Annotated in this window: 13 protein-coding genes; 4 read left to right on the top strand and 9 right to left on the bottom strand. The window is 64.7% G+C overall.

The window, feature by feature from the left end; all coding sequences use genetic code 11:
• Positions 1 to 58: 58 nt before the first annotated feature.
• Positions 59 to 1480 (bottom strand): DUF1254 domain-containing protein, encoded by a 1422-nt coding sequence (locus tag VOM14_RS28575; RefSeq protein WP_327632074.1) that lies wholly within the window; start codon positions 1478 to 1480, stop codon positions 59 to 61.
• Between the two features lie 265 nt (positions 1481 to 1745).
• Here VOM14_RS28575 and VOM14_RS28570 point away from each other — a divergent pair, with 265 nt between their 5' ends.
• On the top strand, positions 1746 to 4109 hold the full coding sequence (locus tag VOM14_RS28570; protein ID WP_442955596.1) for a heavy metal translocating P-type ATPase: 2364 nt from the start codon (positions 1746 to 1748) through the stop codon (positions 4107 to 4109).
• A gap of 227 nt (positions 4110 to 4336) precedes the next feature.
• On the opposite strand, the gene VOM14_RS28565 is transcribed toward VOM14_RS28570, so the two are convergent.
• The 6 genes from VOM14_RS28565 to VOM14_RS28540 form a co-directional block, all read right to left on the bottom strand.
• Positions 4337 to 4948, bottom strand: coding sequence for a flavin reductase family protein (locus VOM14_RS28565; RefSeq protein ID WP_327632072.1), 612 nt, complete (start codon positions 4946 to 4948; stop codon positions 4337 to 4339).
• A 133-nt stretch (positions 4949 to 5081) separates the two neighbouring features.
• Positions 5082 to 6035 carry a 3-hydroxyacyl-CoA dehydrogenase family protein gene (locus tag VOM14_RS28560; protein WP_327632071.1) on the bottom strand — a complete coding sequence of 318 codons (954 nt, stop codon included), beginning with the start codon at positions 6033 to 6035 and terminating at the stop codon, positions 5082 to 5084.
• A 109-nt stretch (positions 6036 to 6144) separates the two neighbouring features.
• Entirely contained in the window at positions 6145 to 6462 is a 318-nt protein-coding gene (locus VOM14_RS28555) for a hypothetical protein (protein ID WP_327632070.1), read from the bottom strand.
• A 454-nt stretch (positions 6463 to 6916) separates the two neighbouring features.
• On the bottom strand, positions 6917 to 7075 hold the full coding sequence (locus VOM14_RS28550; RefSeq protein WP_327632069.1) for a hypothetical protein: 159 nt from the start codon (positions 7073 to 7075) through the stop codon (positions 6917 to 6919).
• A 231-nt stretch (positions 7076 to 7306) separates the two neighbouring features.
• A complete protein-coding gene (locus VOM14_RS28545; protein WP_327632068.1) occupies positions 7307 to 8674 on the bottom strand; it encodes a hypothetical protein in 1368 nt (455 codons plus the stop codon).
• A 46-nt stretch (positions 8675 to 8720) separates the two neighbouring features.
• Positions 8721 to 9008: a hypothetical protein gene (locus tag VOM14_RS28540; RefSeq protein WP_327632067.1), complete on the bottom strand. Its 288-nt coding sequence runs from the start codon at positions 9006 to 9008 to the stop codon at positions 8721 to 8723.
• Between the two features lie 163 nt (positions 9009 to 9171).
• Here VOM14_RS28540 and VOM14_RS28535 point away from each other — a divergent pair, with 163 nt between their 5' ends.
• On the top strand, positions 9172 to 10281 hold the full coding sequence (locus tag VOM14_RS28535) for an AGE family epimerase/isomerase (protein ID WP_327632105.1): 1110 nt from the start codon (positions 9172 to 9174) through the stop codon (positions 10279 to 10281).
• Between the two features lie 365 nt (positions 10282 to 10646).
• Positions 10647 to 10850 (top strand): cold-shock protein, encoded by a 204-nt coding sequence (locus tag VOM14_RS28530; protein ID WP_006047528.1) that lies wholly within the window; start codon positions 10647 to 10649, stop codon positions 10848 to 10850.
• A gap of 112 nt (positions 10851 to 10962) precedes the next feature.
• On the opposite strand, the gene VOM14_RS28525 is transcribed toward VOM14_RS28530, so the two are convergent.
• Positions 10963 to 12585, bottom strand: a complete 1623-nt coding sequence (locus VOM14_RS28525; protein WP_327632066.1) for a methyl-accepting chemotaxis protein — start codon at positions 12583 to 12585, stop codon at positions 10963 to 10965.
• Positions 12586 to 12855: 270 nt separating this feature from the next.
• On the opposite strand from VOM14_RS28525, the gene VOM14_RS28520 reads away from it, so the two are divergent.
• Positions 12856 to 13290, top strand: a complete 435-nt coding sequence (locus VOM14_RS28520) for a PaaI family thioesterase (protein WP_327632065.1) — start codon at positions 12856 to 12858, stop codon at positions 13288 to 13290.
• Positions 13291 to 13328: 38 nt separating this feature from the next.
• Here VOM14_RS28520 and VOM14_RS28515 read toward each other — a convergent pair whose 3' ends face one another.
• On the bottom strand, positions 13329 to 14177 hold the full coding sequence (locus VOM14_RS28515; protein WP_327632064.1) for an ureidoglycolate lyase: 849 nt from the start codon (positions 14175 to 14177) through the stop codon (positions 13329 to 13331).
• Positions 14178 to 14233 lie beyond the last annotated feature (56 nt).

The raw sequence follows: 14233 nt of genomic DNA, 5'->3' as shown, positions 1-14233 counted from the left end.
GGGCTTCGAATCGCGCGGATTACGCGCGTCGATTAATTGTGCGAATCACTGGTGAAAATCACTGACGCACGACGGCCGGCGGTTGCCACGTGCCGTCGGCGGCTTGCGGTTTCGGCGCGTACAAGCGCAGCACCAGTTGCATATCGGCGCGCGGCGCGGGTAGCCAGTTGCCGCTGCGGCCGCGCGTGGACGACACCGTCACGTCGAGCGAACCGTCGCGGTTGCGGCGCGCGCCGTTTCGATCGCCGACCGCCAGTCGTGCCGGCGCGCTTTCGCCGAGCGCGCCGTCTTTCGTGTAAGCGGTGATCGACCAGAAACCACGCACCGGCGGCAACTGGTTCGGCGCGAAGTGAATCACGTAACGGTTCGCGCCGTTGAGCACGTGACCGTCGCTGTCCTGCGTGACAACCGCGCGCACTTCGTCGTCTTTCGTGCCGATGCCGGGTTGAGCGTAGGCGGCGTAAGCGCGCAACGCGTAGTCGGGCCCGTAGTTGCCGACGCCGTCGCCGAACCAGCTCCAGCCATTGCCCATCAGCAGATTGGTCGGCGGCGTGACGACGCGGTCGTGACCGTCGGCGAGACCCGCGGCGATCGCGTCGGAGCCGACAGGCAGCTTCACCGCTTCGCCCGGCTTCACGCCGAGATCGGCGAGGATTTTCAGCGCATGCGGATCGGCGGGTTCCGGCGGATTGTCGGCCAGCGACTGCGCGAGGCGGCTGAAAAAACCGTTCGCGTCGAGCGCGGCGACTTGCGCGGCGGGCGTGCCCGATGCGCCCGCGGGAGCACTCGCGTCGGCGTTGCTGCGCGACGGCTCGCTCGCCGCGGAACGCGCTTCGCCGGTATAGACGGAGAGCGGCGCGACGCGAATCGCGCGCTGCAGCTTGCGAACCGCCGACAGATCGCGCGTGCCGTTCGACTGGATGCGCACACTCACCCACGCATTGCGGGTCGGCACATCGACGCGCTTCACGTTCTTCGGCAAGTCGCCCTTCCAGCCCGGCCCGACAAACGCAATGGCCTGCGCCTTGATACCGGCCGCGCGGGTCGGGAACTGATCGCTCGTCGACCAGACGACGTTGGTCCACATGTCGAGCACGCGGGCGTCGACGTAGCGGCCATGCGAATCGGGCAGCGCGACGATCACCGGCTCGCTGGCGACATCGAGCCAGCCGGTCGAATCGAGCGTATCGAGGCTCGGCTGCCTCGGATTGGCCGCGCCGATGGGCGGCAGCGCCTGCGCATGGCGCAGCGTATTGAGCGGAGCCTGACCGGGCTCGGTGCCGACCGCCGCGTCGCGCGCGACGCCCATCAGCACGAGCGGATAGCCGAACACATAGGAATCGGCGACTTCGTCCTTGATCCAGCCTGTGGATTTTTGCGTCGCGGTGGGTGTCGACGCACAACCAGACAGCAATGCAAGGCCTGCGAACGATGCGCAGGTCCAATAACTCGAAAACAGTGCTCGGCGATTTTTTATCATTCGTTCAGTGGGCGGAACGTGCAGTGCAAAGGAAGACGCCGGCAAGCGCAACCGTGCCCGCGCCGGCTCCAAGCCCGGCGCAGCCAGTCCGCAGTCGTATCGGCGATAACTTCGCGTTGTATCGTATCCGCGCTAGCGAGGCAAGCGCAAAGGCGCGAATAGCGCTTGATCCCAAACACATCGCGCGCGTTCGCGGCATGATTCGCACCATGACTTGACCTTCCCATCATGGGAAGGTGAATACTGGGTTTCACTATGCGGCCCCATGCCGTCACGAGCCTTTCTTACCATGACCGAACTCGCCACCGCCACGCCTGCGGCAAGCGTCAACCCGCCTCACACCGCTGAACTCGACATCGGCGGGATGACCTGCGCCTCGTGCGCGATGCGCGTCGAAAAGGCGCTGGCGAAAGTGCCGGGCGTCGCGGGCGCGTCGGTGAATCTGGCGACCGAAACCGCAAGCGTCAATCTGACGGACGCGGCAACCGGCCCGGACGCGCTGATCGCCGCCGTCAAAAAGGCCGGCTACGAAGCCGCGTTGATCGCGCCGCCGGATGCCGCGCCCGAATCAGCCGATGCGCCCATCGGCGCCGCGTCCGCCCACAGCGCCGCAACCGCCGCCGACCGCAAACGCAGCGAGACGCGCCGCGAACTGGCGGCCGTGCTCGTGTGCGCGCTGCTGACGCTGCCGCTGATCGCACCGATGATCGGCGAATGGTTCGGCGTGCAGGCGATGCTGCCGCCGTGGCCGCAGTTCGGCCTTGCGTCGATCGTGCAATTCGTGTTCGGCGCGCGCTTCTATCGCGCGGCTTATCGGGCCGTGCGCGCCGGCGCGGGGAACATGGACTTGCTGGTGGCGCTCGGCACGTCGGCGGCGTACGGCATCAGCGTGTATGAACTGGCGAGTCATCCGGGCGACGCCATGCATCTGTACTTCGAGGCGTCGGCGGTCGTCATTACGCTCGTGCGCTTTGGCAAATGGCTCGAAGCGCGCGCCAAGCGTCAGACCACCGATGCGATCCGCGCGCTCCAGGCGCTGCGGCCCGAGCGGGCGCGCATTCGCGTCGGCGCAAGCGAGCGCGACGTGCCGCTCGCGCAGGTGAAAGTCGGCGCGGTGGTGATCGTGCGTCCCGGCGAGCGCGTGCCGGTGGATGGCTCGGTGCTGGAAGGCCGCACGCATATCGACGAATCGCTGATTACCGGCGAAAGCCTGCCGGTCGCCAGGCAGACGGGCGACGCCGTGACCGCCGGCTCCATCAACGGCGAAGGCGCGCTTGCCGTGACGACCACGGCGATCGGCGCGGAAACGACGCTTGCGCGGATCATTCGCCTCGTCGAGAGCGCGCAGGCCGAGAAGGCGCCGATTCAGCGGCTCGTCGACCGCGTCAGCGCGATCTTCGTGCCGGCCATTCTGGCGATTGCCGCGCTCACGCTGATCGGCTGGCTGATCGCCGGTTCGGGCGGCGAAACGGCGATTCTGAACGCGGTCGCCGTGCTGGTGATCGCCTGCCCGTGCGCGCTCGGACTCGCGACGCCGGCGGCGATCATGGCGGGAACGGGCGTCGCGGCGCGGCACGGCGTGCTGATTAAAGACGCCGAGGCGCTCGAAACCGCGCATCGGGTCAATGTGGTGGCCTTCGACAAAACCGGCACGCTGACGGTCGGCCAACCGTCGGTGACGGCCTTCGAACCGGTGGACGGGATGAACCGCGACGAGGCGCTCGCGCTGGCCGCCGCCGTGCAGCGCCACAGCGATCATCCGCTCGCGCGGGCCGTGGTCAAAGCGCATGAGGCGGCGGTGGCGGCGTCGGCGCTTGTGCCGGCTGCGGCGCAAGACGCGGCGGCGGCAGCGCAAGCGCCGGCTGCGAGCGCCGCGCGGGCGGTGGCCGGACGCGGCGTCGAAGCGGACGTCGATGGCCGCACGCTGGCGCTCGGCAGCACGCGCTGGCTTCAGGAACTCGGCATCGAGCTAGCGCCGCAAACCAGGGCGCGCGCTCGCGAACTCGAATCTGCGGGCAACACCGTGTCCTGGCTGATGCGGCGCGATCCGCAAGCGCCCGCCGCGCTCGCGCTGATCGCCTTCGGCGACACCGTCAAGCCCACGGCGCGCGCGGTCGTCGAGCGGCTTGCCCGCATGGGCGTGAAAAGCGTGCTGGTGACGGGCGACAACCACGGCAGCGCGGCGAGCGTCGCGAAGGCGCTCGGCATCGACGAATTCCATGCGGAAGTGCTGCCCGACGACAAGGCCCGCGTGATCCGCGACCTGAAAATCCGCAGCGCGGGCATCGTGGCGATGGCGGGCGACGGCATCAACGACGCGCCCGCGCTAGCCGCCGCCGACATCGGCATCGCGATGGCGACCGGCACCGACGTCGCCATGCAAGCGGCCGGCATCACGCTGATGCGCGGCGACCCGGCGCTCGTGGCCGACGCCATCGACATTTCGCGCAGGACATGGCGCAAGATCCAGCAGAACCTGTTCTGGGCCTTCGTCTATAACCTGATCGGCATTCCGCTCGCCGCTTTCGGCCTGCTGAACCCAATGCTGGCCGGCGCGGCGATGGCGTTCTCCAGCGTCAGCGTGGTCACGAACGCGCTGCTGCTGCGCACCTGGCAGGCGAGGCGCTGAAAACCCGGCTGGCGATTTCTAGCGCAAGCGGGCGGCATCGAACAGGTGAATCTCGCCGTCACGCAGATCGGCGAAGCGGACAAGACCGCAGCCAAGCCGCGCGATCACGCCGCGCGGCTTGCGCAGGCGGTCAGCGTGTTCAAGCTGGGAAGCGGGCGAAATTGAGCCGCGGGGAGCCGCGTGGCATCGCCGGTGATTTGCCGGGGACGCCATGCGCTTTCGATGGCTTATGCGGTCGGCCGGAACATCTGGAACATCGCGCCGATTTCGGCGTAATCCGCGCGATAGCCCGCGCGCATGATCGGCTGCGCGGCGTGCGTGTCGAACAGACCGTCCTTCAGGTACGCCTCGTCGATGTGCACGCCGACCACCTGGCCGAGCGACAGGTAGTTGTTCATCGGCTTGCCATCCAGATCGTGCAGACGCACCACTTGTAGCAACTTGCATTCGAGCGCGGCGGGTGCTTCGGCCACGTGCGGCACCTGCACGTTACGTCCGGGCGCCGGCGTGAGCCCGGCGAGTTCGAATTCGTCGACGTGCGGCGGCACGGACGCCGACGAGCGGTTCATCTGCTCGGCGAGCGGTTTCGTGGCCAGATTCCAGACGAACTCGCCGGTCGCCTCGATGTTGGCGACGCTGTCTTTGCGGCCTTCGCTGCAAAAGCCGATGATCGGCGGAAAGCTCGCGAACGCGCCGAAAAAACTGTAGGGCGCGAGGTTCAGCGTGCCGTCGGTGTCGCGCGACGAAATCCAGCCGATCAGCCGGGGCGCGACGATGGCTTTGAACGGATCATGCGGAAGATTGTGGCCGGCGGCCGGATCGTAAAAGTAGTGGGACATGGGCGCGAGGCGTAGAAAAAGGCGAGCGGTATTTATACCGCAGAGTCGCGCGGGGCGCTGCGGAGCAAGCTCGGACCGTCTGGTCCGGCTCGACGATCGTGGGGGCCTGGGAATGCCGTCGCCGCCATCCGCATCACTTCCGCGCGATCACCCGCTTGCGCCCTTCCTTCACTCGCGCGAGGTGCGCGTCGTCCCAATCGTAAAAGCCCGCGCCGCTGCGCACGCCGACGCGCCCGGCCTCGACCTGCTCGCGCAGCAGATCGAGCACGTCTTCGTCTTTGGCGAGTTCGGGCATCAGATGGGTGGAAATGTCGAGGAAAGTATCCAGCCCGCCCATGTCCGCGCCTTCCAGCGGACCGACGATTCCCCAGCGGCGTCCCAGCGACGCCTTCATCACGCGATCCACCACATCGGGCGTCGCCGCGCCCGAGCGCACGATATTCAGCGCCTCGCGCAGCACCGCGAACTGCAGGCGGTTCCCGACAAAGCCGGGGATCGCCTTCGTCAGAACGACAGGCTCCATGCCGATGGCGCGCATCAGGTCGGCGGTTTTCGCCGTCACTTCGGGCGCGGTCGCCGTTCCGGGCACGACTTCGACAAGCGGAATCATGTGCGGCGGATTCCAGAAATGGGCGATCACAAAGCGCTCTTTGGCACGCAACGGCGCGACCAGCCGATCCGGCGGGAAACTGCTGGTGTTGCTCGCGAGAATCGCGTCGGCGGCAAGCAGCGCGGTCAATTTTTCGTACAGACGATGCTTCAGCTCGAGCACTTCGGGAATTGCTTCGATCACGAAATCCGCCGACGCCATCACCTCCAGTTCGGCATGTGTCTCGATGCGCGCCAGCGCCGCCTGTTTGGCCGCGAGATCGATGCGGCCGGCGTCGATCAATTCGTCGAGCACCGCCTCCGCTTTCGGCGCGACGCTCGCAAGACGCGCGGCGTCGACGTCATGGACGACCGTCCGGTGTCCGTGCAATGCGCTTTGCGTCGCGATCCCGACGCCCATCAGTCCCGTGCCCACCACACCTGTCACTGCCTTGCTCACGCCACTCTCCTGCTGCCGTCGATGAAAGCCGTCAAGCATAGCGCAGCGCGCGGCTTTGCCATTCCCAATGCGACAAAGCCGGCCTTTCGCAAGAAAGAGCCGGCTTTGCCGATTTCACGCCGCGCCAAGCGGCGCGGTCATGCGCCTGTTAGTAGCGCGAGGGCGGCGGACGATGGCCGTCGTGGTCGCCGTGGTCACGGTGGTGCGGGTCGTAGTCGTGCGGATGATGGCGCATCCACTCGTCATGAGCCCAGTAGCGGTGGCCGTCGTAATAACGGTCGCCGTGCCAGCCGATGTCGATCGACACGCCGACCGGCGTCATGTGCGGCTGACCGTAGGCGGCCGGACCCGGGCCGTGATCGACGATCACGCGCTCCTGAGCGGACGCGCCGCCGGCAGCCAGCATGGCGCCGCCGGCCAGCAGAGCCGCAATGATCGAACGCGAAGTCTTGTTGAAGGTTTTCATGGTTCTCTCCCGTCAAAGTGTGAATCGAGCCGGCGCCGTGTCAGCAAGCCGCGAACTCTGTTCTGGCCCGCACAGGACGCCGTGCGCTTGAAACCCACTTTAGCGACGCGACCCGATCGAAAACGTGAGGACTTGTAAGCGCGCATTTCATAGAAAGGGTCGGATGGCCGGACCTCGATTTCCCTCGAAACCCCCGCTCGTAGCGGCTTTCAGGGAAAACTGCTGAACGGGAGAAACCGGCTGAGGCGCGGCTGCGGTTACATCCATTTCGGCCGGGAAATATTCGGGAGCGGCGGCGGCGCCGTTGAACCGACATGAAAGCGATTTCGGATAAAACTTCGGATAAAACAAAAGCCACGGCACGCGCTGGGCGGGCAGTGGCTTGAAATGACGCAGCGCACTCGACGGGCGGTGCCTGGCGCGATGACCGTGCGCCAGCCGGTATGACTTGTTGTTAGTCGCCCAGCTTGACGCCGAACAACGTAGCTTGTGCCTTGCGCACACGCTCTGCTTCGCGGGCTCGCGCTGCGTACGAGTAGTCCGTATCCAGCGGCAGATGGGGCGACGCAAAGAGGTCGCTGACCTTTTGGAACAATGCAAAAATGAAGCTCATGGCGACTCCCGGTTGGTTACTGCATTTGCTAGGGTTTTCCCTTAAGAAGAATTATAGGGTTTTCCCTAGGCGAAATCTAGTGCGTTGCAGCATTTTTTTGGAATCCCGCCTTGACACCGTGCGTGGACGTTGATATTGCGTTGCAACACGACAACGTCCCCGTTTTTCTGCCGCGCACAGCACCGCATACGCGCCGGCGATGCGGCGCGCTTCTGGACCACTCGCGGATTATCAATAGGAATTCGCCGTTTTCGGCTTGTGCGCGTGTTGCGCGCGGACGGCGCGTTTGCCGTTCGCGGATGCCGGCGTCGCGCCGGTTTGCTGAGGTGCGGCGAGCGCGGGCGTGGCTACCGGCGCGGCGGCGGCATTGGCCATCGCCATCTGGGTGTCGAGCAGGCTAGCCATCGCGGCCTGCTGGTTTTGCATCATCTGTTCGACGCGGTGCTGCTGGGCGGTGGTTTCATGCGTGAGGCGCATCAGCAACACGGTTTGCGTGATGCCGATCGCGACGGTCATCAGCAGCGCGCCGACCACGATCGACAGCATCCATTTCATGCGGCGCGAATGGTCGGTCGCCGCGCGGCGCTGGTCGGCGATCACGCCGTATAGCGCGTCGACGGTATCGGCGAAGGCGGTCGCGCGCGCGCGGTCGAGTTCCGGCGTGGCGCGCGAAGCGCCTGCGGCCTCGGCGCGCGGCGTGTCGTGCCGAGGTGCGGCGAAGCTGGTTCGGGACGGCGCGGAGATGGGTTGGATGCCTGCCGGTTCGGCTTTCTCCGCCGATGCCGGTGCTGATGCCGGTGCTGCTTCCGTTTCCGTTTCAATTTCCGATGCCGACACCAAATCCAGCGAAATGGCTTCGCTGCCCGTGCTGGTTGCGCCAGCTTCGGCGACGGCAACCGCCGTCTCATTTTCCAGCGCGGACATGGGAGCCAATGTCGAAGTCGAACTCGAAGCCGAACGCTGCGGCGACTTTTCACTGCGCCGGGTCGCCGCGGCAAACTTGCCCGAGGCCGCCGCATCCGCCGTGGTTGACGTTCCGCGCTCGGCGGCCTGGCGCAACGCCGTCACACTGCGCATCACCGTCGCCGCCGCGAGCGCGGGCGTAAGCGGCGAAGCGGCCGCTTTTTCCTCACTGCCAATGGCCGCCTTCGACGCCGCCTCGTCCGATCCCGTCTCTGCGGCACACACCACCGACGGCTCCATCTCCAGCCCGCTCAATTGGGCGTTAACCCCGAGCGGCTCGTCCGCCCTGGCTGCGCGGGGCGCGCGACGCGCCGCTTTCGCGTCCGGCGACGCGACGTCGGCGGCATCGAGCGCGCCTACGGCCGCCAGCACCACATTGGGCAGTTCAAAGCCATGCAGCGTGCCTTGCCGGATGTCGACGTTCATCGCTTCCAGCGTGGCGCGGGTGGGATCGTCGGGGAACAGGTCGAGCGTGCTGTCGTCGCGCGAGGCGTCGCTCAGTTGCGCGAGGCGTTGTGCCGAGCGCGCGGCGCGCGCCAGCTTTTTTTCGGTTTCGGTCGAGACGGTGGCCTGGCGCCGCTTCTTCGAAGCGGCACGCCCGGGCCGGGACTGCGTGGATACTGCGGAATCTGCCATAGAGAAAAAACGGTCGTCGCCGGGAAACAGGCGCCGGCACCGCTCGTCAATGCCATTGGAATTTTTCGAGACCGCATTGTCGCATGGCGCTCACCGCCGCCGAAGCCATTCGCCGACGATTTTCCGCGCCAAAGTTCACGGCTTCACGGCGACACATCGTCTTGCCGGGCATCCCTTGTACCGGCCATTGACGCGCGCGCGGCCCGAAGCCGATCACGCCGCCGGGCACCGCGGCCAACATCAGACTGGAGATAACTTCGAGGTTCCTAGCATCGTTTTTCCCTGCCTTCGTCCTGTCAATCCTTCTTGAAATTATTTGAAGCTTTTTCCGCATCCTTCCTGGGCGCCCGCCGACGCCCGTTTGCTTTATGCTAGCCCGCACGCTGCTGCCCTGCGGCGGCTGGCTGCCGGCTCTGCGTCGCCAGTTGCATCATCGGCAGAACTGGCCCGCTTGCGCGGGCACCTTGATTGAAATACCGCGTTTGACCAACCTGACCATGCCGAGCACGAACCCTACCGCCGCCTCATCGATCGCGTCCGCTGCCGCGCTGCGCGATCACTTCAACGGCGTCATCCTGCCCATGTGGCGCGGCCCGGGTTTCAACGCAGCGCTCAAGCTGCCGCACGAGGCGCTCAGCGCGGAAGATCATCGTCCGGCGCCGGCGCAGCGCTATCGGGCCATGGCCTGCGCGCGCCAGCTCTTCGTGTTCTCTCAAGCTGGCGATGCAACCCACGCGCAGGTTCTGTTCGAGTCGCTCACGCACACTTTTCAGGACACACGGCACGGCGGCTGGTTTTACAGCGTGGACGGCCACGGCGCGCCGCTCGACACGACCAAAGACCTGTACACGCACGCGTTCGTGTTGTTCGCCTGCGCGGAATATGGCCGGCGTTCCGGCAATCGTGACGCGCTGGATATCGTGCATCGCACGTCGGCGCTGATTCAGTCCCGCTTCGCCGCCGAAGACCATCTTTTCAACGCCGCGCTCACCGCCGACTTCTCAACGGTGAGCGGCACGCCGGTGCAAAACCCATTGATGCATCTGACCGAAGCGTGGCTCGCCGCCCGCGATGCCACGCGCGACACCGCTTTCGAAGCCGCGCTACAGCGCCTCGCCGGCGCGGTCGCGCGCCACTTCGTGCATGCGCCTTCGGGCTGCATCGCCGAATTGCCGATCGGCACGCCGGACAATCGCCTGGAACCGGGTCATCAGTTCGAGTGGTTCTGGCTGGTCAAGCAAGGAGGCGCGGTGTTCGAAGGCTCGGGTCTCGCGCAAGCCATGCCGCGCGCGTTCAGCTTCGCGCAATGCCACGGCGTCGATCGGGAAACGGGCGGCGTGTGCGCCTCGCTCGACGAAGAAGGCCGGATCAAGGAGTCCACGCAGCGCATCTGGGCACAAACGGAATATCTGCGCGCGCTCGCCAGCCACGACGACCCAGCCGTGCGCGCGGCGCTGCCACGGCAAATGGAATTGTTTCAGCAGCGTTTCCTGCGTTCGCAAGGCTGGTTCGAGTGCAAGACTTCGGCGGGCGAGGTGGCGCGCGCGGACATGCCGTCCACTACGCCTTACCATCTCGCCACCGCTTTTGAGGCGTTGCCGGCCTGACGCGCAATGCGATCCGCACGATCATTCGGATCATTCGGCCGAGCGGATCAGCCAGCTCGCCGAGGCAATTTAAGCACCAATGCCGCGAGATAGAGGAACAAACGGCTCATGAACGCCCTGTGTTGTTCCCGTGAATAATGTATGAAGACTTTTCCTGGAACCGTAATAAAAGCGGTTTACCCTAGCCGCAGGTGCGTCTTTTTTCGTGCCCTCGACGCCCTAAAAAGGCCGAAGCCGGGGAATACCCGAATACGGGTTGATTGGCGTCCATCATAAAGACGTGATACAACTCGTACTTCGCGCTCGATCTCAAGGTTGAGATATAGCGGTCGCGAATGCAATGCACAACATTTACTGGATCAAAAATGGCAACAGGTACTGTGAAGTGGTTTAACGATGCAAAGGGCTTTGGCTTCATTACGCCGGACGACGGCGGCGAAGACCTGTTCGCACACTTTTCGGAAGTTCAAGGCAGCGGCTTCAAGTCCCTGCAGGAAAACCAGAAGGTGTCGTTCGAAGTCAAGCAAGGCCCGAAGGGCAAGCAAGCTGCAAACATCACGCCGGCCTAAGTACCCACGGTACTGTGAGGCACGCATAGGCGCTTGCGTCTAATACAAAAATGGCCCGCTTTTGCGGGCCATTTTTCTTTTCACGGTTGCCCGCTTTTTGTGCGCGAATGATTTAAATCACGCGCATTCCCGACAACGCGAATTGACCCATTTCTGCCGGCATCGCGTCAATGTGTTGTGTGCGCAACACAGCTTCCGAAATTTCGAACACGGAAACCGCCTGCTTCAACTGCTGCGTCTGTTGATGCAGCGAGCCTGCCGCTGCCGCCGCCTGCTCGACGAGCGCCGCGTTCTGCTGCGTCATCTCGTCCATTTGCACGACCGCCTGATTTACCTGCTCAATGCCCGTGCTCTGTTCGAGCGACGACGCGCTGATCTCCGCCATCATCTGCGTGACGCGCGAGATTGACGCGGACACGTTGCTCATCGCTTCGCCGGCGCGCTCGACCAGCGCGGAGCCGCCCTGAATTTCGGCGACCGACTCGCTGATCAGCGTCTTGATTTCCTTCGCCGATTGCGCGCTGCGCTGGGCAAGCCCGCGCACCTCGCCGGCCACCACCGCGAAGCCGCGGCCCTGCTCGCCGGCACGCGCCGCCTCGACGGCCGCGTTGAGCGCGAGAATATTGGTCTGGAACGCGATGCCGTCGATCACGGAAATAATCTCGGCGATCTTGTCCGAGCTTTGCGCAATGCCGCGCATCTTGTCCACCACCTTGTCGACCACTTCGCTGCCGCGCGACGTCGCTTCGAGCGCGGTTTCGGCGAGCGCGTTCGCTTCGCGGGCGTGATCGGCGTTCTGACGGACGGTGGCCGTCAATTCTTCCATGCTCGACGCAGTTTCTTCGAGCGATGCCGCCTGATTCTCCGTGCGCGCGGAAAGATCCGCGTTGCCGGTGGCAATTTCATCGGCGCCAATGTGAATCGAATCGGCGGATTCGCGCACGGTCTGCACGGTGCGCGCGACGCTCGCCTGCATTTTCGCGAGGCCCGAGAACAAGCGGCCGATTTCGTTGGTCCCGTGCGCGGCGATCGGCTGATCGAGACGACCTTGCGCGATGCGGTCGAAGTGACGGCCGGCTTCCTCCAGCGGCGCGACCACGCCGCGGCGCAATGCCGTATAGACCGCGAACGTGCCGCCCACCACCAGCAGCAGAATCGCGATGCTGACGGCGCGGAACGTGTCCATGCGCGTATCGATCGAATCGAGCGACGCGCGGCTCGCTGCGCTGCCGAACTGCGTGAAGTTGCGCTGTTCGGTCAGATAGGCGTCCTGGAACGACTGCGTCGGCTGGTCCATGAACGCCTGAATGTTGTTGGCGTCGAGAAATTGCGCGAGTTCGGCGAGCGCGTCGTGCAGCTTCTTGTAGCGCTCAGCGAGCGCTGCCGCGCGGGCACCGTTTTCGTCGTTGGTCTTCGGCGCGCTCATGAAGGCGTTGAACGACTGCTCGGCGGCCGCGATCTGTTCGCGCGCGTGCTGGACGATGTCCGTCGGCTCCGAGCCGCCGCGCACCATCCGCGTGCCGGCGCGCGACAGGTTGATGCGCGCGTCCATCAGATGCTGCGTCGTTTCGTTGACGGCATTCACCTGCTTGAGCGCAATATTGGAAAGGTTGCCCACATCGTCATGGGTGCGGGTCAACGACAAAAAACCGAGACCCATTGTGACAAGCTGGAAAATACAAAACGCTGCCAGAACACACAGCAGGCCGGATGCGACCTTGATTTTGCTGAACATCGTGAACACCTGAAGGCAAAAAATGACGGAAGCTACGTCAGGGTTAACGGCAGCGTCGAACTTTGCTTAAGGTCAAAGATGTCAAAGATCGTCTTACACAGCATTTACGTCAGCCAACGTCGTGATTCTCGTCGTTTCGCACAACAATGCATTGCAGACGCTTCCGATTCACCTTGACGGCGTGCGTAGGCGCTTCCTAGAGTGGGTAGGGACTGACGCGCGCACTTCTCGGTGCGCGATGCCACCGCGGGGCTTCCTCAAGGAATTGCGATGACCGACCTACTCGACCGGGCGCGCGGCGCACTGCACGCCCAGCCGTTCAGCGTGCTGTTAGGCGCGGATCTGATGCACACCGACACCAATGAACTGACGCTGAGCCTGCCGATCCGCGATGAGCTTCGGGAGCAGCACGGCTTCGTGCATGGCGGCGTGATCAGTTATCTCGCGGACAATGCGCTGACCTTTGCCGGCGCCTTGTCGCTCGGGCCGAAGGTCGTGACGGGGGAGTACAAGATCAACTATCTGCGGCCCGCGGTGAACGGCACGCTGATCGCGCGGGCGCAAGTAGTGTATGCGGGCCGCCATCAGGCGACCTGCCAATGCAACATCTACGTGATGGAAGGCAACCGCGAGAAACTCGTTGCGGTTGCGCAGGGCACCGTCAACCGGATTGGCGAAAACGGCGACCATGAACCGGCGAGCTAGCGCCCAGGCATGCACGCTGCGCGCCGGTTCGCGGCGGCTCACTCCGCCGCGTAGGTCTTTTGCGTTTGCTCGCCGAGACCTTCGATTCCGAGGCGCACCGTCTGACCCGGCTTCAGATAAACCGGATTCGGCTTCACGCCCATGCCGACGCCCGGCGGCGTGCCGGTGGAAATGACGTCGCCCGGTTGCAGGCTCATGCACTGCGACACATACGAAACCAGCTTGGCGACGCCGAACACCATGGTCTTCGTGCTGCCGTTCTGGTAGCGATGGCCGTCCACTTCGAGCCAAAGGCTCAGGTTCTGCGGATCGGCGACTTCGTCGCGCGTGACCATCCACGGGCCGATCGGGCCGAAAGTGTCGAAGCCCTTGCCTTTGTCCCACGTGCCGCCGCGCTCGATCTGCCATTCGCGCTCCGACACGTCGTTGATCACGCAATAGCCGGCCACGTAATCCAGCGCGTTCGCCTCGTCGACATACTTGGCCGGCTTGCCAATCACTACGCCAAGCTCGACTTCCCAGTCGGTTTTTTTCGAGCCGCGCGGGATTTCGATGCCGTCGTCAGGACCGGAAATCGCGCTCGTCCACTTGTTGAAGATCACCGGCTCGGCGGGCACGGGCAAATTCGACTCGGCCGCGTGATCCGCGTAGTTCAGGCCGATGCAGATGAACTTGCCGATTTTGCTGACGCACGGGCCCATGCGCGGATTGCCTTCGACGACCGGCAGCGTTGCCGGATCGAGCGCGCGCAGTTTGGCGAGACCTTGATCGGTGAGCGCGGCGCCGTCGATATCGGCAAGCACGCCGGACAGGTCGCGAATCTTGCCTTGCGCGTCGAGCAGGCCCGGCTTTTCCTGGCCTTTCGGCCCATAACGAAGCAGTTTCATCGTTGCACTTTCCTCTGGGTGTCAGTGTTCGGTTCTTTTCTCAATGCGCGTGCGCG

The organism is Paraburkholderia sp. MPAMCS5 (assembly GCF_036016995.1).
Taxonomy (GTDB): Bacteria; Pseudomonadota; Gammaproteobacteria; order Burkholderiales; family Burkholderiaceae; genus Paraburkholderia.
This window is presented reverse-complemented; position numbering and strand designations above follow the sequence as displayed.